The organism is Methanogenium organophilum, from assembly GCF_026684035.1.
In the GTDB taxonomy this organism is placed as follows: domain Archaea; phylum Halobacteriota; class Methanomicrobia; order Methanomicrobiales; family Methanomicrobiaceae; genus Methanogenium; species Methanogenium organophilum.
This window is the reverse complement of sequence record NZ_CP113361.1, coordinates 632,562-658,483: the sequence shown is the minus strand read 5'-3', so window position 1 is coordinate 658,483 and position 25,922 is coordinate 632,562. Positions and strand designations below refer to the sequence as shown.

The 25,922-nt window shown below is 55.0% G+C and carries 27 protein-coding genes and 1 tRNA gene; 20 read left to right on the top strand and 8 right to left on the bottom strand.

Annotated elements, in window-relative coordinates:
- Nucleotides 1-299 precede the first annotated feature (299 nt).
- The 12 genes from OU421_RS03450 (at nt 300) to OU421_RS03395 (ending at nt 11,307) form a co-directional block, all read left to right on the top strand.
- On the top strand, nt 300-1,103 hold the full coding sequence (locus OU421_RS03450; protein ID WP_268187215.1) for a 2-amino-3,7-dideoxy-D-threo-hept-6-ulosonate synthase: 804 nt from the start codon (nt 300-302) through the stop codon (nt 1,101-1,103).
- Nucleotides 1,100-1,885: a 2-amino-3,7-dideoxy-D-threo-hept-6-ulosonate synthase gene (locus OU421_RS03445; RefSeq protein WP_268187214.1), complete on the top strand. Its 786-nt coding sequence runs from the start codon at nt 1,100-1,102 to the stop codon at nt 1,883-1,885. Before OU421_RS03450 ends, OU421_RS03445 begins: the two co-directional genes overlap by 4 nt.
- Complete coding sequence (locus tag OU421_RS03440) at nt 1,882-2,868, top strand: 3-dehydroquinate synthase II (protein ID WP_268187213.1); 987 nt, start codon at nt 1,882-1,884, stop codon at nt 2,866-2,868. The genes OU421_RS03445 and OU421_RS03440 overlap by 4 nt, the downstream gene beginning before the upstream one ends.
- Nucleotides 2,858-3,697: a prephenate dehydrogenase/arogenate dehydrogenase family protein gene (locus OU421_RS03435; protein ID WP_268187212.1), complete on the top strand. Its 840-nt coding sequence runs from the start codon at nt 2,858-2,860 to the stop codon at nt 3,695-3,697. Before OU421_RS03440 ends, OU421_RS03435 begins: the two co-directional genes overlap by 11 nt.
- The gene (locus OU421_RS03430) at nt 3,694-4,497 is read left to right on the top strand and encodes a prephenate dehydratase (RefSeq protein WP_268187211.1); all 804 of its coding nucleotides are present in this window, start codon (nt 3,694-3,696) and stop codon (nt 4,495-4,497) included. Before OU421_RS03435 ends, OU421_RS03430 begins: the two co-directional genes overlap by 4 nt.
- Nucleotides 4,494-5,765 (top strand): 3-phosphoshikimate 1-carboxyvinyltransferase, encoded by a 1,272-nt coding sequence (gene aroA / locus OU421_RS03425; protein ID WP_268187210.1) that lies wholly within the window; start codon nt 4,494-4,496, stop codon nt 5,763-5,765. Before OU421_RS03430 ends, aroA begins: the two co-directional genes overlap by 4 nt.
- On the top strand, nt 5,762-7,144 hold the full coding sequence (aroE, locus tag OU421_RS03420) for a shikimate dehydrogenase (RefSeq protein ID WP_268187209.1): 1,383 nt from the start codon (nt 5,762-5,764) through the stop codon (nt 7,142-7,144). Before aroA ends, aroE begins: the two co-directional genes overlap by 4 nt.
- Nucleotides 7,141-8,148, top strand: coding sequence for a chorismate synthase (locus OU421_RS03415; protein WP_268187208.1), 1,008 nt, complete (start codon nt 7,141-7,143; stop codon nt 8,146-8,148). The genes aroE and OU421_RS03415 overlap by 4 nt, the downstream gene beginning before the upstream one ends.
- A gap of 13 nt (nt 8,149-8,161) precedes the next feature.
- Nucleotides 8,162-8,659 (top strand): GNAT family N-acetyltransferase, encoded by a 498-nt coding sequence (locus OU421_RS03410; RefSeq protein ID WP_268187207.1) that lies wholly within the window; start codon nt 8,162-8,164, stop codon nt 8,657-8,659.
- Nucleotides 8,660-8,686: 27 nt separating this feature from the next.
- Nucleotides 8,687-9,898, top strand: a complete 1,212-nt coding sequence (locus OU421_RS03405; RefSeq protein ID WP_268187206.1) for a tRNA (N(6)-L-threonylcarbamoyladenosine(37)-C(2))-methylthiotransferase — start codon at nt 8,687-8,689, stop codon at nt 9,896-9,898.
- 96 nt (nt 9,899-9,994) lie between these two features.
- Nucleotides 9,995-10,555, top strand: coding sequence for a hypothetical protein (locus tag OU421_RS03400; protein WP_268187205.1), 561 nt, complete (start codon nt 9,995-9,997; stop codon nt 10,553-10,555).
- Nucleotides 10,556-10,710: 155 nt separating this feature from the next.
- Complete coding sequence (locus OU421_RS03395) at nt 10,711-11,307, top strand: hypothetical protein (RefSeq protein WP_268187204.1); 597 nt, start codon at nt 10,711-10,713, stop codon at nt 11,305-11,307.
- On the opposite strand, the gene OU421_RS03390 is transcribed toward OU421_RS03395, so the two are convergent.
- The 3 genes from OU421_RS03390 to OU421_RS03380 form a co-directional block, all read right to left on the bottom strand.
- Complete coding sequence (locus OU421_RS03390) at nt 11,296-11,445, bottom strand: hypothetical protein (RefSeq protein ID WP_268187203.1); 150 nt, start codon at nt 11,443-11,445, stop codon at nt 11,296-11,298. The two genes, OU421_RS03395 and OU421_RS03390, sit on opposite strands and share 12 nt — an antisense overlap.
- Nucleotides 11,446-11,681: 236 nt before the next feature.
- Entirely contained in the window at nt 11,682-12,152 is a 471-nt protein-coding gene (locus tag OU421_RS03385; RefSeq protein ID WP_268187202.1) for a hypothetical protein, read from the bottom strand.
- Nucleotides 12,153-12,273: 121 nt separating this feature from the next.
- Nucleotides 12,274-12,346 (bottom strand) — tRNA-Ile (locus tag OU421_RS03380).
- Nucleotides 12,347-12,496: 150 nt separating this feature from the next.
- On the opposite strand from OU421_RS03380, the gene iorA reads away from it, so the two are divergent.
- The 3 genes from iorA (at nt 12,497) to OU421_RS03365 (ending at nt 16,540) form a co-directional block, all read left to right on the top strand.
- Nucleotides 12,497-14,266, top strand: coding sequence for an indolepyruvate ferredoxin oxidoreductase subunit alpha (gene iorA, locus OU421_RS03375; protein WP_268187201.1), 1,770 nt, complete (start codon nt 12,497-12,499; stop codon nt 14,264-14,266).
- The gene (iorB, locus tag OU421_RS03370) at nt 14,263-14,844 is read left to right on the top strand and encodes an indolepyruvate ferredoxin oxidoreductase subunit beta (protein WP_268187200.1); all 582 of its coding nucleotides are present in this window, start codon (nt 14,263-14,265) and stop codon (nt 14,842-14,844) included. The genes iorA and iorB overlap by 4 nt, the downstream gene beginning before the upstream one ends.
- Before the next feature lie 193 nt (nt 14,845-15,037).
- Nucleotides 15,038-16,540, top strand: coding sequence for an META domain-containing protein (locus OU421_RS03365; RefSeq protein ID WP_268187199.1), 1,503 nt, complete (start codon nt 15,038-15,040; stop codon nt 16,538-16,540).
- 69 nt (nt 16,541-16,609) lie between these two features.
- On the opposite strand, the gene OU421_RS03360 is transcribed toward OU421_RS03365, so the two are convergent.
- From OU421_RS03360 to OU421_RS03350, 3 genes are read right to left on the bottom strand one after another with little or no spacing between them, the layout of a single operon-like run.
- Nucleotides 16,610-17,437 carry a metal ABC transporter permease gene (locus OU421_RS03360; RefSeq protein WP_268187198.1) on the bottom strand — a complete coding sequence of 276 codons (828 nt, stop codon included), beginning with the start codon at nt 17,435-17,437 and terminating at the stop codon, nt 16,610-16,612.
- Nucleotides 17,437-18,222, bottom strand: a complete 786-nt coding sequence (locus OU421_RS03355) for a metal ABC transporter ATP-binding protein (protein ID WP_268187197.1) — start codon at nt 18,220-18,222, stop codon at nt 17,437-17,439. Before OU421_RS03355 ends, OU421_RS03360 begins: the two co-directional genes overlap by 1 nt.
- Nucleotides 18,219-19,088: a metal ABC transporter solute-binding protein, Zn/Mn family gene (locus OU421_RS03350; RefSeq protein ID WP_268187196.1), complete on the bottom strand. Its 870-nt coding sequence runs from the start codon at nt 19,086-19,088 to the stop codon at nt 18,219-18,221. Before OU421_RS03350 ends, OU421_RS03355 begins: the two co-directional genes overlap by 4 nt.
- A 243-nt stretch (nt 19,089-19,331) precedes the next feature.
- Between OU421_RS03350 and OU421_RS03345 the strand changes: the two genes are divergently transcribed.
- The gene (locus tag OU421_RS03345; protein ID WP_268187195.1) at nt 19,332-20,534 is read left to right on the top strand and encodes an MFS transporter; all 1,203 of its coding nucleotides are present in this window, start codon (nt 19,332-19,334) and stop codon (nt 20,532-20,534) included.
- 141 nt (nt 20,535-20,675) lie between these two features.
- Here OU421_RS03345 and OU421_RS03340 read toward each other — a convergent pair whose 3' ends face one another.
- A complete protein-coding gene (locus OU421_RS03340; RefSeq protein ID WP_268187859.1) occupies nt 20,676-21,371 on the bottom strand; it encodes a nitrite/sulfite reductase domain-containing protein in 696 nt (231 codons plus the stop codon).
- Nucleotides 21,372-21,538: 167 nt separating this feature from the next.
- Nucleotides 21,539-22,738, bottom strand: coding sequence for a M24 family metallopeptidase (locus tag OU421_RS03335; RefSeq protein WP_268187194.1), 1,200 nt, complete (start codon nt 22,736-22,738; stop codon nt 21,539-21,541).
- Here OU421_RS03335 and OU421_RS03330 point away from each other — a divergent pair, their 5' ends adjacent.
- The 4 genes from OU421_RS03330 to OU421_RS03315 all read left to right on the top strand — a co-directional run bounded on the left by OU421_RS03330 (nt 22,739) and on the right by OU421_RS03315 (nt 25,558).
- Nucleotides 22,739-22,981, top strand: coding sequence for a hypothetical protein (locus OU421_RS03330; protein WP_268187193.1), 243 nt, complete (start codon nt 22,739-22,741; stop codon nt 22,979-22,981).
- A 253-nt stretch (nt 22,982-23,234) separates the two neighbouring features.
- Nucleotides 23,235-24,593, top strand: a complete 1,359-nt coding sequence (locus OU421_RS03325) for an ammonium transporter (RefSeq protein WP_268187192.1) — start codon at nt 23,235-23,237, stop codon at nt 24,591-24,593.
- Nucleotides 24,594-24,932 (top strand): P-II family nitrogen regulator, encoded by a 339-nt coding sequence (locus OU421_RS03320; protein ID WP_268187191.1) that lies wholly within the window; start codon nt 24,594-24,596, stop codon nt 24,930-24,932. It abuts the gene before it with no gap.
- 464 nt (nt 24,933-25,396) lie between these two features.
- Nucleotides 25,397-25,558: a rubredoxin gene (locus OU421_RS03315; RefSeq protein WP_268187190.1), complete on the top strand. Its 162-nt coding sequence runs from the start codon at nt 25,397-25,399 to the stop codon at nt 25,556-25,558.
- The last annotated feature ends 364 nt before the right edge of the window (nt 25,559-25,922 follow it).

Genomic DNA, 25,922 nt, shown 5'->3' with positions numbered 1-25,922 from the left:
TATTGCTTATCATCTTTACCGGGACATGCCGGTACAATACATATCGGTATACATTCTCCTCGCAACCGAACAAATGTTTATATCTGATATGTACCCAATACTTTTCTAATGTGTGGAGATCGTCTGGTGTCTGTTATGGGTCTTAACCCCAGCACAAGCGCTCAGCATTCCGCATATCGTTATTATCAGTTTTTTTGGCCCTACTACGAAGTGAGCGCAATCTTTAACCGGTTTGCGTTTATTCTCTGAGGTAGGTGCATTTATTCTGTCTGGCATTAACTGCCGGGGAGTGACTTACCATGAGAGGAAAACAAATCCGACTGGAAAGAATTATGAACCGTGACACGGGCGCAACAGTAATCGTTCCCATGGACCACGGGGTATCGAGCGGGCCGATTGCAGGTGTCATCGATCTGGATGAAAGCATAAACCTGGTGGCACAGGGGGGAGCCAATGCAGTCCTTGGCCACATTGGTCTTGCCCTGCATGGTCACCGGAAAGGGGGCCCGGACATCGGTCTGATTCTCCATCTCTCTGCAAGCACTGATATGGGCCCTGACCCGAACGACAAGGTGATCGTGAACACGGTCACAAATGCCCTGAAGATGGGGGCGGACGGGGTGTCGGTTCACTGCAATATCGGTGCTGACTCTGAGGCGCGGATGCTCGAAGACCTGGGCCGTATCGCAGTTGAGTGTATGGAATGGGGCATGCCTCTTCTCGCGATGATGTACCCGCGAGGACCAAATGTACTCAATGAGAAGGGAAAAGATGAAGTGAAACATGCGGCCAGGGTGGCGTCTGAACTCGGTGCTGATATCGTAAAGACTCCATACACCGGGGATCCGGATTCATTCCGTGAGGTCACCGCCGGGTGCCACGTCCCGGTCGTCGTCGCAGGTGGTGCACGCGGGGATGATCTTGCGACCCTGCAGATGATAGAAGGCGCAATGGAAGGGGGCGCCGCAGGTATTTCCATCGGCAGAAATGCCTTCCAGCACCCGCACCCTGACCTCTTTGTCCGTGCAATGGCACAGGTCGTGCATGAACACCGCAGTGCAGAGGAAGCGGCAGAGATCCTCAGGGCAGGAACCCGTGTATGATCGGAAAAGCCATCCGTCTGGAGCGGATCATGAACCGGAATACCGGGCGATCAGTCATCATCCCAATGGACCACGGGTTCTCTCTCGGGCAGATCTACGGGCTGCACGATATGCCGGAGATCATCTCTGCGGTGAGTGAGGGTGGTGCGAACGCGATTGTCCTTCATAAGGGGATGGTTCGCCACGGGCACCGGAAGACAGGCCCTGATATCGGTCTCATCGTCCATCTCTCGGCGAGCACGTCGCTGAATCCGGACCCGAATGATAAGGTGTCGGTATGCTCGGTGGAGGAGGCTATCTTCCTTGGTGCAGACTGTGTCTCCATTCACATCAATCTGGGGGCTCCGAATGAATCAAAGATGATTGAGGAGGCGGGTGTCATCTCCCGGCAGTGTACCCGATGGGGTATGCCGCTTCTCATCATGATCTACCCCCGTGGGGAGGGTGTTGACACGAGAGATCCGGAGGCAATCGGGCTCTGTGTGCGGGTGGCAGAAGAGCTGGGCGCCGATATCATTAAAACCAGTTACACTGGTGATCCGGAGACGTTTGCCGCAATTACCAGTGCCTGTGCAGTACCGGTGCTGATCGCAGGCGGTGAAAAGGGTGGAGATATTGAGTCCCTTGCGATGATCCGTGAGGCGGTGGGTGCCGGTGCAGCAGGGGTCGCGATGGGAAGAAATGCCTTCCAGCGTGACAACCCGGCACCGTTCATCCGTGCTATCACCCGTGTGGTGCACCAGAACGCAACGCCTGAGGATGCACTTGGGGGAGATGTATGAAGACCTTCTGGGTGGATGTGCGTTCCTGTGGGAAGGAATGTGCGACAACGGCAATTGAACAGGGGGCAGATGCCCTGGTGGCAGCCGAGGCAGCACCGTTCCATGCCCTTGGCAGGGTGACGGTCATCGCACCGGACGGTGATATGATCCTCGGAACCGATGTGCATGAGGTCTGCATTGATGGGAAGGAGGGTGAAGAAGATGCCCTCCGTTTTGCAGAGAAGACACCGGTGATTGTCACAACAACAGACTGGTCGGTTATTCCGCTGGAAAATCTGGTTTCACAGTCTGACCGTATCATTGCGGTTGTCCGAAATGCAGACGAGGCGGAGATGGCGCTCACCGTACTTGAACGCGGGACCGCCGGTATATGTCTTGTAACAGACGACCCTGCAGAGATCATCGCAACAGCCGCCCGCGTGCGTGTTATCACCCCGCACTATGATCTGGTGCCGTTCACCGTCACGGCAATTTCTCCGGGCATTATGGGGGACCGTGTCTGTATTGATACCTGTTCCCTCCTCCATGAAGGAGAAGGGATGCTTATTGGCAATACCTCGTCAGCCTTTCTTCTGGTGCAGGCGGAGACACTGGAGAATCCCTATGTGGCACCCCGTCCATTCCGGGTGAACGCAGGAGCGGTGCATGCCTACGTTATGATGGCGGACGGAAAGACCAAATATCTCTCAGAGGTGGTGGCCGGTGACCGGGTGCTTGTCGCCCGCGAGGACGGCTCCACCACGGTGGCGATGGTCGGAAGGGTGAAGACCGAACGGCGGCCCATGGTTCTCGTTGAGGTTGAGCAGGACGGAATGAAGTCGTCTCTTGTGCTGCAGAACGCAGAGACGGTCCGTCTGGTGTGTCCCGACGGAGATGCAGTCTCGGTTGCTACCCTGAAACCCGGGGACATCATTCTTGGCCACCGGCAAGAGGGCGGACGCCATTTCGGGGTGGCTGTTTCGGAGACGATACGTGAAACCTGACGACAATACCGTGGGCATCATCGGTGGCAGAGGTGCTATGGGGCAGTTCTTCCGTGATATCTTCGAAAAAGAAGGCTACCGGGTCATTGTTTCCGGGCGCACCACGCCGCTTTCTGCACGTGACTGTGCACAGCAGGCACGCATTGTTGTGGTCTCTGTCCCTATCCGTGATACGGTGGCAGTCATCAATGATATTGCCCCGTTTCTCTCCGGAGGCCAGATTCTCTGTGACCTCACCTCAATAAAGCAGGGGGCGATGGAGGCCATGCTTGCGACACCCGCACAGGTATTGGGTCTGCACCCGATGTTTGGGCCGGGTGTTTCGTCACTGGAGGGCCAGACGGTGATCGCAGTGCCCGCCCGGTGTATGCCCGCCGCAGGTGATGAGATCATGGGGCTTCTCTCCCGGCAGGGAGCCCGGGTAACGGTTGCAACCGCAGCAGAGCATGACCGGATGATGGCGGTCATCCAGGGTCTGATGCACTTCTCCACGCTTGTTGTCGCGGAGACGATGCGAAATGTCGGTGCCGCACCGGCGGAACTCCTCCGGTACCAGAGTCCCATATACCAGATCGAGACCGCAATTATCGGGAGAATTCTGGGACAGGACGCAGATCTCTACGGCCCTATCCTCCAGGACAATCCTGAGGTGCGGGAGGTGGTGACGGCGTTTTCCAGTGCCGCAGCACGTCTGCAGGAGATTGTCTACACCCGCGATCAGAACGGGTTTGCCGCATTCTTCCAGGAAAATTCTGCATTTTTTGCACCAGTCATCCCGGAGTCCATGGAGACAACAAACCGGCTGATACAGGGGCTGGTTGAGAAATGAGTCTCTGTTGTCTGGGGCCGGAAGGCACGTTCAGCCACGAGATGGCCCGCCTTCTTAGCGATGAGGACAGTGATGACATTCTCCTCTTACCTACAGTGACGGATGTCTTCCGGGCGGTAACAGAAGGCCGATGTGACGGTGTTGTGCCGGTGGAGAACAGTGACGCCGGTGCAGTCGGGCCGGTGATGGACGGACTCTCCCGATTCACGGTTGTGATCACTGGTGAGGCATATCTCTCAATACATCACCATTTTGCCGCAACCGTGCCCGCAGCGGAGATCACCACCCTCTATGCTCATCCGCAGGCGCATGACCAGTGTCTGAAATTCATTGACCGGCTGGGGGTGGCGGTCATCCATACGGAGAGCAACAGCGCGAGCGCCGCAATGGCCGCCGCCCATCCCGGTAGCGGTGCTATTACGACCGAGGCCGCCGCCCGTATGGCTGGGTTGCCCCTGCGAGAGCGCGATGTGCAGAACACAGGGAACAATACCACGCGGTTTCTGCGCATATCCACGCGGCGCCCGCAAACCCGGCCGGAGACGGGCAAATGTTCGCTGATCATTGATCCAGCCACTGACCGTCCGGGCCTCCTGTATGAGCTGCTGGGCGTGTTTGACAGGCAGGGTCTCAACCTGACCCGTATTGAGTCCCGTCCGTCCAAACGGGGCATGGGGAACTACATCTTCTTTGTCGATGTGGAGATCGCCCCCGGACTTACGGAAGCGCTGGAGGCAGTCGGAGGGATTGCATCCGTCAAAGACCTTGGCTGGTACGGCAGACTGGGGGAAGGCGTATGAGCCTGCACCTGCCTGCCGTTTCGGGGATTGATGGTTGTATTGCAGCACCGCCCTCGAAAAGTTTTACCCACCGCGCGCTCATTGCGGCCGCATGTGCAGACGGCAGGTCTGTCATCTCCCGTCCACTGCATGCAGAGGATGCCGGGGTGACAGTCTCCGCCCTCCGACAGCTTGGTGCGGAGATTTCTCTCACAGATGACGGTGACTATGTAGTGGAAGGCACCGGAGGGGCATTTCACGCACCGACGGGATGCACCATCGATTGCCACAATTCCGGGACATCCATGCGTTTACTCCTCTCCCTGGTGCTTCTTGCAGACGGGCCGGTATGCCTGACCGGAAGCCCGCGGATGCAGGAGCGGCCGGTTGCACCCCTGGTGGATGCACTGAACACTGTGGGAGGGGAGGTTAGGTATCTGAAGAAAGCCGGCTATCCCCCTGTCTGCGTGGACGGGGTATTCCGGGGAGGGCATCTGGAGATTGATGCCTCTGCAAGTAGCCAGTTTCTCTCGTCTGCGCTGATGGCAGCGCCCTGCGGTACAGAGGACACGGTGATTACCACCCCCGGCGAGCCGGCGTCACGCACGTATCTCGACATTACTGCTGATGTGATGGCCGCTTTTGGTGTCCCCGTGAAGAGGGACGGGTACCGGCGCTTTACTGTCTCTCCGGAAGGGTATTCACCGGCAGATTACACCGTGGAAGGAGACTACTCCTCTGCCTCATACTTCTTTGCCATTGCTGCGGTATGTACGGGAACCGTGGAGGTCACCCATCTGAACCCTGCGTCCTGTCAGGGAGACAGGGTCTTTCTCCGTCTGCTTTCAGAGATGGGCTGCCGGGTGACAGAAGGTACAAATTCTGTTACAGTTGCATCAGACGGCGACCTGAAAGGCATTGCCGTAGCTATGGGAGACGCACCGGATGTTGTTCTGACACTTGCCGCAGTCGCACCCTTTGCCCGTGGGCCGACCACGATCACGGGTGTACGGAACCTGAAAATAAAGGAGAGTAATCGTCTTGATGCGGTGGTCCGGATTGCAGCCCTTGGCGGGGCGGAGACGAAACTGACGGATGATACGGTTACGATTATCCCCGGAAAACTGCCGGGCGGCGGCATCATTGATCCGGAGGACGACCACCGGACGGCGATGAGCGCTGCCGTGGTTGCCCTGAAACGGGGCGATGTGGGCATTATGAATCCCGGATGCGTTCATAAATCGTATCCTGGTTTCTGGGATGCACTCCGCGAAGGAGGGATGATATGAGAATCGTTCTCATCGGTCCGCGTGGCAGCGGGAAGACAACCATTGGTGCTCTTCTTGCTGATAGGATGGGCTGGCGGTTTCTGGACACCGATGGTGTCGTGGAGGAGACAGAAGGCATCTCTATCCCTGACATCTTCACACAACGGGGCGAACCTGCATTTCGTGACGCCGAAACTGCTGCTATCCGGTCACTGCCGCCGGACGGTGTGGTGGTTGCAACGGGCGGGGGTGCTGTCCTCAGAAGCAGTAATGTGCAGGCACTCCGTGCAGGCAGTCTGACAGTGTTTCTCGATGCGGATTCGTCTGTCCTTGCGGCGCGAACAGCAGGGGGCACCCGCCCCCCGTTAACGGGGCTTTCCCATGCCGAGGAGACAGCTACAGTACGAACGGTTCGACTGCCCCTCTACCGGGGAGCAGCAGATCTCTGCTTTAATACCGGGAATATCCCGCCGGAGATGGTTGTTCGCCAGATTACGGAATTCATGGAGGAACGGCAGTCGCCTGCATTCTGCAGGGAGTTTGTTGCGTTTCTGGAGCAGACCCGGATGGAGAGACGTGAATGGCGGACCGTGGAGGAACGCCTCTGCGGTACAGCAGGCATGCCCCTCCATGGTCTCTATGCAGTCATCGGAAATCCCTGCCTGCACAGCAGGAGCCCGGAACTCTTTACCGCCCTCTTCGCCGCCTGCGGGGTGGACGGTGTCTATACCCGTATTGAATGGCCGGTGCTGGATGATATCATGACTGCGGTGCGGTCGGCGGGGCTGAAGGGCCTCTCTGTGACCATTCCGTTCAAGTCGGATGTGATGCAATACTGTGATGAGATCACCGCAGATGCTCATTCGATTGGTGCAGTGAACACGGTGGTCCGGTGCGGCGACCGGGTTGTCGGTGCAAATACCGACTGGGTGGGTATCCGGCAGCCGCTTGCAGGCGTTATGGCCGGTCATGCGGTGGTATTCGGGGCCGGCGGGGCGGCCCGTGCGGCAGTATATGCCCTGCAGGACCTCGGGATGGACGTCACGGTGCTGAACCGGACCCCGGAACGGGCCCAAAGGATTGCCAACCACTTTGGATGTGAATACGGGACCCCGGATGCATATGATCCGGAGGAAACAGATGTGATTGTGAACGCAACCCCGGTGGGGATGGAGGGACGTGAAGGGACGGTTCTTGAGGCTAATGCCCTCCGGGCGCACCAGACAGTCTTTGACCTGGTCTACACCCCGCCTGAGACAGAACTTCTCCGGAATGCACGGCACGCAGGCTGCCGGTGTATCCGGGGCACGGAAATGTTTGTGCACCAGGCGCAGGAACAGATGCGCCTTTTCACCGGCGTTGCTGCTGAAGCTGCATTAATACGGGAGATACTGGAATGAATACCTTTGGACGATATTTTCGTTGCACGATGTTTGGTGAGAGTCACGGGCCGGCACTGGGTGTGGTTGTTGACGGCTGCCCGCCGGAGGTGCCCTTTGGTACAGAACACCTGAAACCCCTGATGGAACGACGACGGCCCGGTAAGAGCCCGCTCTCCACACCACGTGATGAAGCGGATGAGGTGGAGATCCTCTCGGGTATCTTCCAGGGGGAGACAACCGGTATGCCTGTTGCGATGATCGTGCGCAATCGTGACGCGCAGAGCAGTGCATATGACACTCTTCGTGATACTGCCCGGCCGGGTCATGCCGACCTTGCCTATCACCAGAAGTATGGCTACCGGGACCACCGGGGTGGCGGCAGAAGTTCCGGTCGTGAGACGGTCTCACGGGTGATGGCCGGAGCTCTTGCAATGCAGGTGCTTGCCACCCGCGGGATCACCATTGATAGCAGAGTCTGTGAGGTTGGCGGGGAGACGGACCCGGACCGTTTTGCAGAGGTCATCCTTCGTGCGAAAGGGGAGCACGATTCGGTTGGCGGCATTCTGGAAGTGACTGCCACCGGTTGTCCTCCTGGGCTTGGGGCTCCTGCGGCCGGGAAACTGGATGCGGAGTTGGGTCATGCGATGTTCTCCATCGGTGCGGTGAAAGGTGTGGAGATTGGCTCCGGGTTTGCCGCAGCACGGATGCGGGGTTCTGAGCATAATGACCCTATCACCTCTGCCGGATATGTATCCAACAACGCCGGCGGCATTCTTGGCGGTATCTCGACCGGCGCTCCCATTGTTGTGAGGATCGCGGTGAAACCGACCCCGTCTATCGCGCAACCGCAGCAGACCGTCACGATGGATCTGAAAGATACGATGGTCACCGTTGAGGGTCGGCATGACTCCTGTATTGTGCCGCGGATAGGGGTAGTTGCAGAGAGTATGCTGGCTCTTGTTCTCACAGAGGCCCTCTGCGAACAGACAATTGTGCAGGGATTTCGCTCCCGGAGTGGATAACCTGAGGAAGAAGATGATGGCCGAAGAACGTGGTTTTTCCATCCGGCAGTATACTGACGATGACTTTGGCGCTGTCCGGACCCTCAACGGGGATGAGCAGCACGAATCTTATGAGGGAGCAGTCTTCGTCCGTCAGGCGGGGGTTCTGTACGGGGGAACATTTCTCTGTGCCGTCTGTGATGATGTGATCTGCGGATATGCCATCGGTGCGCCGGTAACCGGCGGGAACGTGGCATGGGTCATCCGCCTCGGGGTGTTGCCGTCCCATCGTGGCCGGGGAATTGGGCGTGCCCTGATGCAGGCCCTTGAAGAGCGTTTTGCGGCTCTGGAGATCCGGGAACTATATCTCTCAGTCCATCCCGAAAATCTCCCGGCACGCTCTTTATATGACACCCTCGGCTATATGGTCACAGAGATAAGATCTGCATATTTTGGAGAAGGGGAAGACCGGCTTATCATGAAAAAAAATCTTGATACTGCTCTATCCTCATCATTATCACCCTGCCGGTGAAACGTTATTCCACGAAACGGAGCAGATATGGACACCCTTCGAGACAAGACCATCCACGTTGAATCATATGGCTGTACATTCAATCACGCCGATACGGAAAAGATTGTCGCGGTTGCAAAGCGGCAGGGATGTGTGCAGGTGCCTGCTGAGGAAGCGGAGTGCATTATCCTGAACACCTGCACGGTTGTGGGGGCAACCGAGCGGGCGATGCTGCGCCGTATCCGTGCATTTGCCGGGAGAGAAATCGTTGTGACGGGGTGCATGCCGGTGGTGCAGCGTAATCTCCTCCTTGAGACCGATCCAACTCTTCACCTGATTTTGCCGGAGGAGATGTATCGGACATGCCCGGAGGTAGGAGCGATGACCGACCCCCATACGGGTGTCGTCCAGACAGGCACCGGCTGCCTTGGGTCATGTGCGTACTGCATCACCCGGCAGGCCCGCGGCCCACTGAAGAGTTTTTCCGCTGACGCAATTGTTTCAGAAGTAGAGCGGCTTGCAGCAGGAGGTGCCTATGAAATTCAGCTCACCGGTCAGGATGTAAGTGCATGGGGCATGGACATCGGGCTGGACTTAGCATACCTGCTGGAGCAGATTGCCGGTGCGAAGGGCGATTTCCGCCTCCGGGTGGGGATGATGAATCCTGCGACAGCGGGCCGGATCATTGACCGACTTGCGCCCGCATTTGCCCACGAGAAGATCTTCGGGTTTGTGCATCTACCGGTGCAGTCGGGGTCTGATGCGGTCCTTGCATCCATGAACCGCGGTTACACAGCAGCAGAGTTTGAGGCGATTGTAGCGGCGTTCCGCAAAGAGATTCCGGATGTGCGTGTGTCAACAGATATCATTGCAGGTTATCCCACAGAACGATGCCGCGAGTCTGACGAAACCCTTGAGATGATTAGCCGGGTGCGTCCGACCAAGGTGAACATCACGCGTTTCTCAATGAGGAAGGGGACACCTGCTGCCCTTCACCGTGATCTCCCTGACTGGGTGAAAAAAGAACGGTCCCGTGCTCTCACGCGCCTCACCGAACGGATCTATGATGAAGAGAATCTTCGCTGGATCGGGCGCGAACTCCCGGTGCTTGTCACCGAACAGAAGAAGGACGGGACGGTCATTGCACGGGATGCCACCTATCAGAATATTGTCATTCCAACTGAAATCGCCATGGGGACCCGTCTCCGGGTAAAAGTGACCGGGCACCGCCGCCATTACCTGCTGGCTGAACCACTCTGATCGGGTTCTGGATCTGGCATTTTCATCACTCATTTTTCCGGATTTCCGGTTAATGTTGGGGAAGAATTAATGCTTCTTTTGAATAATCATTCATCTATGCAGGGTTCATGCGATCTGGAGAAGATTGAAGAAGGATTTCAGGCAGCAGTTGCCTGTGCAAAGAAGAGCACAGAAGGGGTCGACGCCCTCTCCCCGGAGATGCATGCGGCGGTAGTGCCCATGATTGTGCGTCTGACAAAGGATGCCGCAGAGATTGTTCCCCAGGCGGGTCTCATGATGATGGTTCGGGGAAAACGGGATGGGAAAGGAGAACTCTATGATACTGTCTATTTTGACCAGAAGATGCTGATTTTGGGAAAGACTGAGCCTCTGCCCTACCGTCCGGACAACATGACAAAGAAGGTGGACAACCAGTATCTTGTGCTGGGGGAAGACGGTGTATTCTCAGAACTGATGTACAGCAGTGACGGTTTTTTAGTCGATTCATACAAAAAAGACCTCACTGCAGAGGATGCCGCCGACCTGTACGGATTTGAAGCGATTGTGATGCTCTATAAGGCAGTCCAGCAGTATGCAACGGATGAATCCCGTCTGCATGAGGCGATGGGCACGGTTCTTGAGTTCCTTCTGGCTGAACAGAAAGACGCCGAAAACTGATAATCTTGCAGAGCAGAGCAGTCCATACTGCAAACTATTTTTTTCACCGCTGATGAACGCAGAGCGGATGAATTTAACCGTCCGGTTTTGTCGTGCAATCATTATCATTTTGTTCATTTATCCTTTGTCTGACTGATGTATGGAGAGAGCAGGATGTGTCCGAGATGTTTCGGTTCGGCACACCCGGCAATGAAAAAGAAAAAGGAAGTTCACAGATGATCAGACATTCGAAGATACTACTGGCAGGCCTTTTCGTGACGTTCTGTCTCTCTGCACTTGTCATCTTCCCGGCGAGCGCAGGTCCCGGCACTGATACAAACAGTGTCAGTGACCCGGATCAATTACTGGTGCATTGTCTTGTTCTTCTTGAAGAGCAGGGTATAGATGTAACAGAAATACAGGCTGTCTTTGAATCGGGAGACACCGATGCGATCCATATTCTGGTGGAAGAACTCCAGGATGAGGGTCTAATCGGTACCGGTGAAGAGCATGACCCCGGGTCCGGAGACGGTGAATGTGGCCGTGACCAGACTGGTGAGCGAAAACGTAATGAGCAGATCGAGGGCCATATTTCCATCCTCGAAGAGTGGGGAGTAGATGTGGCAGAAATCCGTGCTGCCTTTGAACGGGGGGATATGGATGCAGTCCGCACGTTCTTTACGGAACTCCAGGAAGATTTTCCTGCCGGAAATGACCAATGTCAGCGGTTTACAGAGTATCCGGATATAAATAGTGAGGATTTATTGGAGTGAGTCCGGAAATGAACCGGGACAGATACCTATCAGTATTTGTACATACCAGTCGGGATGAATGGCCGGACGGGGAATCTCTCCCTGATAATTCCGGATGGATTGCCTGATTGCATATCGCACCGGTGCAATACCTGTCATTACCAGAACATATCCTTCCTGCAGGGTTATTGTTTCCTGAGAGGAAATGCAATATTCTGCATCCCGGAAATTAATTTCATACGATTATCATTCAGAGGGGATTTCCACCTCCTCTCTTTTCAAAGCTTCAGTCTGAGACAGGGAAAAAAGGATAAACGAATGTTTCAGAACCTGTAGGAGAAGACCTTTCAGGTGATTCCATACCAATACAGTGACAGCGGCTGCTCTCTTCCGTATTACTTTTTGATATCAAACATCGGGAACATCGGTTTGAGAAGGTCGTCCTCTCCTTTCCCCAGCGCGGAGATGGCACTTTCATGGCTGAATGTGTGGCCTTCACTATCTTTCCATGTGATGAATGCCTTCGCCTCGTTGATCATCGTGTCAAGGGAATGTGTGTGCTCTTCCTCTGCCGGTATCTCTGTGATATCATATTCAATATCAAGCGGGACGAGTGCGACATGAATCTGCACGGCACTGGTATTTCCAGAGTTTCTGATGATAACGCTTTTTGCATCCGGGCTGAGTTTTGCGGTCAGTTCAGGTATGTCTCCAATTATTTTTCCAAGCCTGGTCATGTAGATGGTCATGCCGATGATCAGGATGATCATAACTGCGATGCTTGCCGCATACTGGCCAATGATTGAGAGGTATATAAAAAGCACAACCCCTGCAAGAGCGACCGCCGCGGCCTGTCGTATGTCCATACAGTGTATTGGGAAGCGCCCCCTTATTAAGGAAATGAATTAACAATGGCGAACATACCGGGCATAATCCGAAAAGATGCATTAAAGGATGACTCTCATCACCAAAAATATGAAAGAATAATGGGCCCGGTGCGACTCGAACGCACGACCTCCCGGTTATCAGCCGGGTGCACCACCGACTATGCTACGGGCCCACTCGTAGAATTACCTAATTAGATGGGACTCCTGGGTAATTAACAGTTTTGATTCACGTCTCGTCGGTCTCAAATTTCCCCTTTCGGGCGGCAAGTGCCAATTGGATCAGAATAGTATAAACCGGTTCTTACTCATATCTTCTGTCAGGTATGAATACTCGATATATGCTGGGGAACGAGGTGATTGCCCACGCGTGCCTGGAAGCAGAGATTGACTTTGCAAGCGGGTACCCGGGGACTCCGTCGTCAGAAGTGATTGATTCCCTCCGCCACCAGAAAGACCGTGATTTCTACGTTGAATGGTCGGTAAATGAGAAGGTTGCCTTTGAAAATGCCCTTGCTGCGGCATGGACGGGTATCCGCTCTCTTGTCACGATGAAGCATGTCGGGCTTAATGTGGCAGCAGATCCGCTCCTTACCAGTGCCTACACCGGGGTGACAGGCGGGTTTGTGATTCTCTCTGCCGATGATCCCTATGCACACAGTTCACAGAATGAACAGGACAGCAGGCGATATGCACTCTTCGCAAAGATCCCGTGTCTTGACCCTGCAAGTATCCGTGATGCGCATTCAATGATGAAGGCGGCATTTACTCTATCGGAAAAGGTGGGACTGCCTGTGCTATTCCGCCCGACAACACGCATATGCCACTCGAAAAGTGATATTGAACCCGGTGACGTCGGCACCGGGCACCGGACGGGTGAGTTTGTCAGAAACCCGCAGCAGTATGTGGTCATCCCTGTCCATACGCGTGTGTTGCACAAAACGCTCAATGAAAAACAGGCGCCCCTTGCAAAGATGCTTGTTGAAGGCGGGTTTAATTCCGCAGAGGTGCGCGGGAAAACAGCCATCATCAGTGGAGGTATTGCCGCATCTTATGTGGAAGAACTCATTCCCGAGGGTGTTTCCTTTGCAAAAATCGGTGCCTACCCGATTGATGCCGAATGGCTCAAAGCGTTTGTGGACCAGCATGAGACGGTGCTTGTCATCGAAGAACTCTCGCCTGTCATTGAAGAGTCAGTCCGCATGGCTGCGACGACAACGGTTGTCCACGGAAAGATGGATGGTCATCTGGCGCTGGAAGGGGAGCTATCTCCTGCGGCGGTGGCGCAGGCGATGGTATCTGCAGGATATGTTCCCACAAAGACCTACCCCGTGGTAGAGCCTGAGGCCGGCATCCCTTCCCGCCCGCCGCTTCTCTGTGCCGGATGTGGCCACCGTGCGGTCTTCTATGCAATGAAGAGGGTGTTTAAAGACGGCATCTTCCCGAGTGACATCGGCTGCTATACCCTCGGCATCCAGCTCGGAGTGGTGGACACTACCATCTGTATGGGTGCGTCCATCACTGTCGGAAGCGGGATCGCGCAGTCTGGTGAGACACGTCCGGTGGTCTGCACCATCGGAGACTCGACATTCCTGCACACCGGTATTCAGGGACTCCTGAATGCGGTCTATAACGGTGCCAATATAACGGTCGTCATTCTCGATAACCGTATCACGGCGATGACCGGTCACCAACCCAACCCGAATACGGGAGTGACTGCCACCGGTGTGGCCTCTCCCCCCGTTTCCCTTGAAGCGATTTGCCGCTCCGTCGGTGCGACCTGGGTTGAGACGGTCAGCTCCTATGATCTCACCGGTCTTCTCGAGGCACTGAAAACAGCGAAGGGACGCGACGGTGTAAAGGTGATTGTGGCCCGCCAGCCGTGTGTGATTGCCGCACGCCGTGAGGGTATCCGCCGGAAACCGTATGTGGTGGACCCGGAGGTCTGCACCGGTTGTGGCCTCTGTGTAAAATTCGGGTGTCCGGCCATTGAATTCCATGACGGAAAGGCGCTGATTACGAGTCTCTGCAGCGGATGTTCGGTATGTGCTGACATCTGTCCTGCGGGGGCAATTCACAAGGGGGGTGCGAAATGACCGAATCCTTTGATGTGCTGATTGTCGGTGTCGGCGGACAGGGCACGATTCTTGCGTCAAACATTCTGGGCACGGCATGCCTCGTTGCGGGAGTGCCTGTACGCGGAGCTGAAACCCACGGGATGGCACAGCGCGGTGGATCTGTGGAGACCCATATCCGTATCGGCGGGGTATATGGCCCGCTGATCTCACCGGGTACTGCTGATCTTATCATCTCGTTTGATCTCCTTGAGGCGCTCCGGTACCGCCATTTCCTGAAACCCGGCGGCACCATCGTGACGAGCGATTCGGTCATTGTGCCTACATCGGCCTTCACAGCAGGCGCTGAGGTGCCGACAGAGGCTGAAGTCATGGAGCGACTCGCGGATGTCTCCTGCACCGCTATTGATGCGGCAGGTCTTGCGATCGAGGCGGGCACGATTCTCGCACAGAATGTGGTGATGCTTGGTGCGGCGTCACACGTGCTGCCACTGAGTGTTGAGGCCCTCAGGGAAGCGATCTCCCGGTCTGTCCCGCCAAAGACCGTCGAGACCAATATCCGTGCCTTTGAACTGGGTCGCGAAGCCCTGAATCCATAATCATACCATATTTTTCATATCATCCGGCCGATTCTTCCATGGTTGGAGATTCGGTTATTCCTGTTCTTGTGCGGGATCTCATGAAATCCTCATGGTGTGTGATGGAATATGGGTCATTGATACCGGTTGTGTGAACCGGAAATCCATCTTTTTACCATAGTACATATATGGTCTGAATGATATTCAGGGACGTATGAGAAGAGGGACAATGACTGTGGGGACGGTTCTTATTCTCCTTGGCGTCGTGTTCTGCTGTGGATGTACAGAGGAACCGATGGGAGGGGGCGACCTGACCGGCACAGTCTGGATGTTGGAGAGTTATATGAATATGGACGGTTCCATGACAGAATCGCTTGCAACAGCACCTGTCACCGCTGAGTTCGCAGACGGTTCTGTGGGGGGCACATCCGGGTGCAACACGTATACTGCGGCATATGTCACGGATGGGCAGTCGCTTACAGTGGAAATGCCAGTAGTGACGATGATGTACTGCGGTGAGTCGGGTGTGATGGACCAGGAGTCACGCTACCTGTCACTCCTCCGGACAGCGGCAGGATACATGGTCTCAGGTGATCAGCTTACAATAACGGACTCATCCGGGCAGGAAATCCTTGTCTACCGTGCGGTGAACCAGAACCTGGGTGGAACAGAATGGATGCTCACTGGCTACAACAATGGGGCGGGCGGTTTTGTCTCTGTTCTCACAGGGACTGCTGTCACGGCAGCATTCAGTGAAGACGGGCAGATATCCGGGACGGCGGGATGCAATAGCTATTCCGGAGCATATGTCGTGACCGGTAGTGCCATCTCCATCGGGCCGCTTGCCATGACGGAGATGTACTGCATGGACCCTGAAGGTGTGATGGCACAGGAGAGTGCGTATCTTGCGGCTGTGCAGGCGGCTGCCTCCTTCCGTGTTGGACCTGGTGATCTGACCATCACGGATGCAGACGGTACGCGAATGGCGGTATACAAAAGATACACTCCGGCTCCGCAGGGGGAGGACTGGGAAGTGACTGGTTACAATAATGGTCAGGGTGGTGTTATCTCCCCACTCGTGGGCACCACCATCACCGCGGTCTTCGGTGAAGACGGGCAGGTGACCGGCAGTGCGGGCTGCAACAATTATTTTGCGTCATATTCGGTGAGTGGGATGGAGTTAACCATCGGCCCTGTCGGCTCGACCCGGATGTCCTGCGAAACGCCTGAAGGAGTGATGGAGCAGGAGTCTCAGTATCTGGCCCTTCTGGGTGATGTTTCCACGTTTGAACGGGCGCCGGAGACGCTCACCCTGCGGGATGAAGACGGTAGTATTCTCGTGACCTATGCCATTGCACAGCCGAAACTGACCGCAGGTGAGTGGCAGATGGTCTCATACCGGGATGCGGGCGGGAATACGGTATCTGCACTGGCGGGCACCGATGTGACCGCAGTCTTCGGTGAAGACGGACAGGTGACGGGTAAGAGCGGCTGCAACAGTTATTTTGGTTCATACACGACAGACGGGCCGACAATCTCCATTGGCCCGCTGGGTATGACGATGATGTACTGTGAAACGCCTGTTGGGGTGATGGATCAGGAGAGTGGGTATCTTGCGGCGCTGGAACAGGCGGTCTCCTACCGGATGAGCGGGAATGAATTGACACTGCATACAGAAGACGACAGCACCTGTGTCCGGTTTATGCAGGAGGTCTGACCTTCATCAGTCTCCCTCTTTTCTGTTAATCGGGTTCGTTCTCATCCATCCGGAGTTTCATAGATGATATTATTGGGATTCGCCGCGGTTCCCGCCCCGTATGTGATGTTGGATGGGCAGTGCTCCAAAATACACACACGCACTCACCATTACAATCGTCGCTCCGGATGGGATGTCAAAGGCGTACGAGAGCCATATGCCGGCGGTGGTGAAGAGAATGCCCAGGAGGGACGCACTGATGATCATCTCTTTCATACTATTAGAGAAGAGGCGTGCGGTTGCCGCCGGCAGTGTCAGGAGTGCTATCACCAAGATGATTCCGACAATCTGGATGAGCATCACTACCGTGAGGCCGGTCAACAGCAGAAGGATGACCATGATCCAATCGGGGTGCAGGTCCATTACTGAGGCGTACTCCTCGTCAAAACTTACCGCCACAAGGCGGGGATAGAGGGCCGCCACAACGATGCAGATACCTGCGGTGAGTGCAGCCATAATGAGGAGTGTGTCACGCGGGACGAGGAGAATATTTCCGAATAGATAGCTGAACAGGTCGGGGGCAAACCCAGGGGTGAGGTAGATAAAAAGGATACCTGCCGCCATGCCGGTGGCCCATACTGCACCAACGAGGGTGTCGAGGTGCTGGTGCGCCTTCATTCGTATCCACGCGGTGGCAGCAGACGTGCCGAGTGCGACTGCTGCAGCACCTGCAAGCGGATCTATTCCGAGAAAATACCCCAGACCGATGCCGCCGAATGCTGCATGAGAGATGCCGCCTGCAAGGGAGGCCATCCGTTTCACAACCACAAAACTGCCGATGACGCCGCAGGCGATCGCAGCAAGCACCCCTGCGATGAGGGCATTGCGAAAGAATTCAAATCCCAGTGCTTCTATCATTATCTGCCCCCGAATACTCGGTTGTCGTGGTCGGGGATGACCCGGTGAGGGATACCGTGGGCGATGAGGTCTACCGGACAGTGGTAGGCGCCTGTGATCATCTCTTCTGTGATCTGGTTGTCATGGTGCGTAAAGAGACGCCGGTTGACACAGGAGATGTGGGTGACATCCGGTGAGAGGGCGGTGATGTCATGGGTAACGAGCACGATGGTCATTGTTTCGCGCAGACGACTGAGAATATCATAAAAACGTTCTGCGGTCGGACTGTCCACATAGACGGTCGGTTCGTCAAGGAGCAGGACGGAGGGTTTTCCGGCAAGGGCACGGGCAATGATTGCCCGCTGTCGTTCCCCGCCTGAGATGTCGTGTATGGGGCGGTCCCTGAGATGGGTGATCTCCATTGTTGCCATCGCCTCGTCCGCTGCCTCCCTGTCTACATGTGACAGGCGCCGGAAGGGACTATCAAGATGGCCGAGACGTCCTGATACCACCATGTCCTCTACCGATATCGGGAACTGGAAGTCAAAGGTGCGAAACTGCGGCACATACCCGAGATGTGCCCGCATCGCGTGGGGTGTGCCGCCCATTACTCTGACCGTGCCGGAATCCGGACGGATGAGGCCGAGGATCACCTTGAGGAGTGTGGTCTTTCCCCCACCGTTCGGGCCGATGATCGCATGGAACTCATGTTCATTCACCGTCAGGCTGACATCCTCAAGAACCGGATGCCCGTTCTGGAAGAGGTTTACCTGCTCAACTTCGATGACCGGCGGTTTCGTATTCATACGCCCCACGTCCTGAACGCATCTGTCACCTGTACCAGATTGTCCGTGTAGTCCTCTGCAAGGGGACTTATGTAGACAACCTGCCCGCCGATTTCATCTGCGATGGCCTCTGCGTTGCGTGTCGGGGACTCCGGTGAGGCAAATATGACCGGGATTTCGTTCTCTTTTGCGGTGGAGATGATTTTCTGAAGATTGGCTGGCGAGGGCTCTTTTCCGTCTGTTTCAACCGCGTGCATGTCAAGTCCGTAGCGGTCGGCATAGTATCCCCATGCCGGGTGATAGACGAGTACCGTTTTTTTATCCGTTCCGGCAAAAGTCTCCTCTATTTCCTGGTCCAGCTGTTCGAGTTCTGCATCGTATGATGCAAATTGCCCCTCAAAATATGCAGCGTCTGCCGGTGCATACGTGATATAGGCGTCAGCGATAGTGCGTGCGATGACGCGGGCGTTTGCAGGTGACAGCCAGATGTGGGGGTCATAGCGGATGTCGCCATCTGTACCTACTGTAGTATCAGTGACGGGTGCATCCCCCTCGTCGGTGTGGAGAAGGGTGATGCCCGCAGAGGTATCAACGACCTGCATACCGGGGTTGACTGCGGTGAGGCTCTCCATCCATGCCTCCTCGAATTCAATGCCGGAACCCACTGCCAGGTACAGTGGTGTATCTGCAAGCGCCCGCAACTGACCGGGCGTGGGTTCATAGGTGTGGGGACTTGCCCCGGCGGGCACCATGACCATGACCGTGACGTGATCCCCTCCGATGGCTTCCGCGAATTCCCGGTATGGCGGGATGGTGACTGCAACCGTGAATGGTGCAGAGTCAGTGATACCGCCTGTTTGCGTTGCTGGTGTTGTCGTATTATTCATGCATCCGCTGGTAAATATGGCCGAAACCAGGATTATTCCAATGATAAATACGGCTCTCTGTTGCAGCCCTTGTGACGGGGCAATATTCGTTGTTCGGTTGTTCTGAGATTTTTCCGTGGGAACGGCCTCCCTGTCACTGTATTTTCGGTATTGATTCATAAATGGTTTGGTGGTGAGAATGTACGGGTGTTCTGGAGGGTGGACACATTGTTTGATTACGGATGGTGGTTGAGAATAGTATGTATGGGGCCGTTTTCTCCTCTCCCGGCGGGTACAAGGCGGAATGCATATGCTGTTATCCTTCTTTTTGGCATTGTCTCCCTTTTCGGGGACATGTGCTATGAGGGGGCACGGAGTGTGGCAGGCCCGTACCTGTACATCCTTGGGGGCAGTGCGTTTGTTGTTGCGTTTGTTGCCGGTTTTGGGGAGTTTGTCGGGTATGGCCTCCGTCTCATCTCCGGGTATGTTGCGGATGCCACACGTCATTACTGGACACTGACCTTTCTTGGGTATGGGATGCTTCTTGCAGTACCGTTCCTTGCTCTTGCCGGGTCATGGGAGATTGCTGCTGTCCTTTATATAATCGAACGGATGGGGAAAGGCATCCGGGCACCCGCGAAGGATGCGATCCTCTCGAACGTGACGGTCACTGTCGGAAGAGGGTGGGGGTTTGCCATCCACGAGGCGATGGACCAGATAGGGGCCATTGCAGGCCCGCTCATATTTTCTGCGGTATTTCTGGTGCAGGGAGACTACCGGGGAGGCTTCGCACTTCTTCTCATTCCTTTCTTCCTGATGATGGCGGCACTGTATATCACCCGTATGAAGGCGCCGGTGCCTGAGGAGATGGAGATGGTATCAGGTACGTCCGGGAAGCATCTCTCCGCGCAGGCACTGGTGCCCTATGGCATATTTACGGCGCTGACAATGGCCGGTTTTGCCGTATTCCCGCTGATTGCATATCATTATTCATCTACAGGGATTGTCTCGAATGCCCAGATCCCGCTCTTCTATGCGATAGCAATGGGTGTTGATGCGGTAGTGGCACTTGTTGCCGGACGATTGTATGACCGGCACGGGCTCATTGTCCTTGCCGCAGCGCCGGTGGTGAGCTTTGTCATTCCTTTTTTCGCCTTTGGGGCATCGTATGGTTCGGCGCTCTTTGCAGCCATTCTCTGGGGAGCAGTGATGGGTATCCAGGAGACAATCCTCAGGGCCGCTGTTGCAGATTATACCGCAGTATCAAAACGAGGATTGGCATATGGCATCTTCAATACCATTTATGGAGCGTCATGGTTTGCAGGCAGCCTGCTTCTGGGGTGGGTCTATGAGATCTCCGTCCCGCTGGTCATTGCAATCATGGCACTGGTTCAGTGCATCGCTCTTCCGGTATTCTTCTATGCACGGCGCGTTATGGAAGCAGGCTCTGAACGTACACTGTTGTGACCTGCTGTATTGTCATCAGAGTGCGCTTTCTTATCAAAAAACGGGGGGCGGGCTGCCTGATTGTTCAGCATGTGGGGGTGCCACCCTTCTCTCTTTGGTGAAAATGAGGGTTGGGATTTTGGGATGTCGGGTCCCCGATGCCTATTTCAGGTTCAGGTCTTCTATTGGGATGTAGGGCACCTGTGAGAGCACATCGCTTTTTATCGCATCCAGCCCGACGCGTTCAACAAAGCGTGCGGTTCGTTCACCCGGGTTTGCCGCATCGCGGTAATACACGAGGAGGCGTTTCACAAGGTCTTTGACCTGATCCGCGGAGAGGTCTTTTGCTACAACATCACCAATCCGTGGCCTGCCGCCGGAGTTGCCGCCAAAGATCACCGTCCATCCGTTTCTTTTGCCCAGCACCCCGACGTCACGCAGGTGACTCTCTCCACAACACCGGGGACAACCGGAGACTCCCATCTTCAGTTTTGCCGGCAGATGCATGTCCAGGTACATCTCCTCGAGTTCAAGCCCGAGGGTCAGCGAATCCTGCAGCCCGTATTTACAGACGACAGTGCCGGGGCATGCCTGCACGTAATGGACACAGGGTGCTGTTGCTTCACCGACGGTCATGCCGAGTTCGTTCCAGATCGGTTCCACATCCTCTTCTTTGATACCAACCAGAACCATCCGCTGGCCGGACGTGATCTTTATAACCGGAATCTCGTATCGCCGAGCTACTTTCACGATGCTCTCCAGATGCTCGGGGCTGACGATGCCAGCGGGTGTACGGGGGACGATCGCATACGACTCTTTGTCGCGCTGGAGGATTGCTCCTCGGGGACCTTCTTCCATTTGTATAACCTCTCTTCCGGCACCTGATGGTGCCGTCATGATCCCGGAATACGGTGGTGTGATATTTAATAGTGGTGGCGATGGTTGAGGGTGTGGTCCTGTCATCGGGATGTGGGCGATGGGCGGTGTACGGGGAAAAATGGGAGGAATCAGGTGTCTGTGGAAGGTTACCGGAATGGCACCGGGAGAAGTCCGGGGTGGCTGCCGGTGATGCACCGCCCGCCTGTCGGGGTGACCAGAAAGGTGTTTTCTATACCCACCATGCCGACTCCGGGTATTCCTTTTTTGGGTTCGAGGGCAAAGGCCATGCCTTCGGTGATGGGTTCGTCAAATCCGCGAGCAATCACCGGCTGTTCGTCAATGAGGAGGCCAACCCCATGGCCAAGGAAGTTCACCCGGCGGTCACCGAACCCCATGAAATTCTCCCGGAATTCCGGGGAGAGTGATTCAGTAATGGTCTGGTATATTTCTGAAGGAATAGCACCGGGTTTGAGCATTGCAGCCATTTGGTCCTGAATTTCGACACACTGCCGGTGAACTGCCACGGCCTCATCCGGCAGGTCTTTCCCAAAGACATAGGTCATGGTCTTGTCCGTATGGTAGCCGTCAACTCCGCAGCCGGTGTCAACGAAGACCAGGTCTCCGTCCTGCAGGGTTTTTTTCCGGCTTCCAAGCAGGGGGACAGCGGGACAGAGGCCCCGTGAGCCCCCCGGCCCGTCGAATGCGGTTGGGTAGAGGCTGCTCACACCAAATCCGATCTGGCCGATGATGATTTCGGTTTCGAACATGCCGAACCGGACGATGCCGTGGTGCCCTTCTTCAATGAATACCGGATACAGGAGTGCGGCAAACTCCGCTTCACTCATTCCTGCCCGGAGGAGTTCGGGCACCCGTTTTTCAAACACTCTCTGGTGAACTTTTCCCGCGGCTTCCATCTTGGCAAGTTCGTATGGGCTTTTTACCGCTCTCACTGCGGCGAGATGGGAGTCTGCTGCGAGAATGGTTTTGACCGGGAAGTGTTTGCGGAAACGCTCCAGAAGGGCGAGCGGCACGATCTCTGTTTCGAGGTGGATGGAGGCAGACATCTTTGCCATGTCTCCTGTCGCATCGCGGAAACTCCGCATCGGTGCAATCCGGGGAAATACCGATTCATCACAGGCCCGTTCATAGCTGCGCCTCACCCGGAATACGGGCTCGCCGTCCCGGGGAATGAGGAGCATGCCGTCCTGCATGGTGCCGGTGAGGTAGTAGAGGTTGATATTGCTGAATATCACTGTGCATTCCCAGTCCGGTTCTCTGGTATCCATTCTCTCGCGGAACCGGGTCATTCGCTGTTGCAGTTCTGTGAGGGGGACGGGTGTGCTCATATGGCTATATGGTATGGGTTCCCCGGTGATAATGGTGGTGTGCAACTGCCGTATGAACAGAAAGTGCTCTTCTGCCGGGATACCGGAGATCCTTCGGGACGGGGCAGGCAGGCGGAAGCCGTCCAAAAATCGGTCTTCCCGTACAGGGGGATTGTGATGATTGAAACAATTCTCCACAACTTTGGTGGCGGGACATTCACCGCTTCACGCAGCAGGAACCGTGAGAAGATTTTGTCCGGGTAATCTCTTTTATATTTCCTGATAACTGCGTATTTCATCGTATTTTGTCTGTTTTATCTTTCCGATCCGCACGGCGATCGAATATATTCGAACAGGGGCTGAAGAGTATATCCGGTAGCAGATGAAAAATTATAGTCCACTATAGATCTATTGCATTACTATATATCTCAGAATGGATTGTACGATAAATTTATAAATTATTGGGTGGAATCTTCTTTCTATCCCTATATATTACATGGGGATGGGACGAAACAACATGTCGAATAAATCACCATTCCTGATTATTATGGTTCTCATCTTCCTGGGAATGATCGTAGGTCCTGTTGGAGCTGCTGATCCTTCCGGGGAGACAACTCTTGCTGAGAACCCCTCTGCACCCCTGGATTTTATCTGGGTACTGATGTGTGGATTCCTTGTGATGTTCATGCAGCCTGGCTTTGCCATGCTTGAAAGCGGCTTTACCCGGGCAAAGAATGCAGCAAACATTATGATGAAAAATCTGATGGACTTCTCCATCGGGGCTCTTTCGTACTGGGCAATCGGATTTGCCATCATGTATGGTACGATGGAGGGACTCAACTGGCTGATGGGCTGGTCCGGGTTCTTCCTGATGGGGGATGCCTATGATGTGGTAACCATACAGTCATGGTTCTTCCAGATGGTATTCGCTGCGACAGCAGCAACCATTGTCTCCGGATGCGTTGCGGAACGTTGTAAGTTTAGCACATATATCCTCATCAGTATCGTCGTCACGGCGTTCATCTATCCCCTCTATGGCCACTGGATCTGGGGAGGCGGCTGGCTTTCACAGATGGGAGCACTCGATTTCGCTGGTTCCGGTGTGGTTCACGCTCTCGGCGGGTGGATTGGTCTGGCTGGTGCTCTTGTGCTCGGGCCACGGTTTGGGAAGTACAAGAAGGACGGTACACCAAATGCCATACCCGGCCACAGTATCACGATGGCCACCCTGGGTGTCTTCATCCTGTGGTTCGGATGGTTCGGCTTTAACTGTGGTTCAACCCTTGTCGGCACCGATCTGCGGATCTCAGTAATCGCTGCGAACACAACGCTTGCTGCAGCAGCAGGTCTTGTTGTCGCAATGCTCATCACCTGGAAGTGGCACGGCAAGCCGGATGTGGGTATGGCAGGGAACGGTGCTATCGCCGGTCTTGTCGGAATCACTGCGGGCTGCGCCTGGGTGACTCCGCTCTCGTCCGTAATCATCGGCGCTGTTGCCGGTGTGCTCGTGGTTCTGGGTGTGTGGTTCCTTGACTGGGTCCTGCATATCGATGACCCCGTAGGTGCGGTTAGTGTCCATGGTATCTGTGGTGCCTGGGGACTTCTGGCGCTGGGAATATTTGCCGACGGCACATACGGCGGGGTATCAGGGCTTCTGTATGGAGATTCCGGGTTCTTCCTCGTGCAGGCTCTTAGTGTAGTGGTAAACTTCGCCTGGGCATTTGGACTTGGTGTCCTCGTGTTCTGGATTCTTAGGAAGACCATCGGCATCCGTGTCTCACCTGAAGAGGAACTTGAAGGACTGGATATCAGTGAACATGGTATGTCGGCATACCCTAATTATGTCGTAACCGAACCATTTGTGGAGGTGGAGTAGATGCAGCTGATTCATGCAATCATCAGGAGCAGCAAAGTCGAGGACGTGAAGCATGCGCTTGAAGGCATCGGCAAAGTCTCCCTGACCATCACCGATGTGAAAGGGCGGGGACAGCAGAAGGGCATTAAGCAGCAGTGGAGGGGTTCGGAGTATGTCCTGGACCTTATCCCCAAATCAAAGATAGAGATTGTGGTTCCTGACGGGGATGTGGACCCGGTGGTTGACGCAATCTGTGAGGCGGCCCGCACCGGGCAAGTCGGCGACGGAAAGATATTCGTTGTTCCGGTTACGAGAACGATCCGGGTGCGAACCGGTGAAGAAGGAGATGGTGCAATCTAACCTCTCCATATTTTATCTGGATTATGGAGTATTGCCATGCTCTGTTTCCCTCTGACACACAAACCATTTAGGGCTGTCTCTTCGAATAATTACTGATGCGGGTATGGCACATAGTGTGCGGCTAGTAAAAGAACGAAGATGTGGTGGCTTATGCCTGATCAGTCGGGACAACTCTCTCATCTGCCTCCTTGATACGGGAAAGGCAGCATATATTCCTGAGAACTGCACAAATCCCCGTGCCACCACACACGATTCACTACTGGCGGTCAGTTGCTGAAAGGTGTTTGATAGTTCTATTCTGCGTGTTCGACGCTTTTCTGTTCCTGTATCCTATCCTGAAGATGGTTACATATTTTGGACGGATGAACCTGAGTTGAGGTGCTGTTTTTCTCCTGTGGGAGATCTATCCTATGTTCACCGTGTTTCTCAAAACACATATCTGGTCTGCCGGGCAACTCAGGGGCATGCAGCAGTATAAATGCACACGATGCGGGTATGTTTATCTTCCGGAGACGGGGGATCAGTCTCAGGGTATCCCGGCGAATACTCCGTTTGAAGAACTGCCCGACACCTGGGTCTGCCCCCGGTGTGGCGCTGATAAGAAGGATTTTGTGATGGTGGTGTGAAAGCAGAGTGGATCTCTGCCAGCAATCTTTCGGTGTGTGTTGTTCCCCCGCCCTCCTGGGGATTGCGATGGTTGTCCATATCCGGCTGTTACTTCGTCTGATGGGGAGTCTGATTTCATTTCATGGTCTATTACTATTGGGTGATTTTCGCAGGTATCTCAACATGGTGTCTTAGATGCCGGATTTTTGTTGGTTTTTTGTTCCGGCAAAAAGTGAGATGGGGCACCCTCAAGCTACAAGCCCTTTCCCGGATGTGATGGTTCCCGGGAGGGTCGGGGCATCCTTGCTATCTGCCCATTCCGGGTATTTTGCGTGTGCTGCAATTGTGTTCCCGATCTGTGTAAAGGGGAATTCCGGTACATTA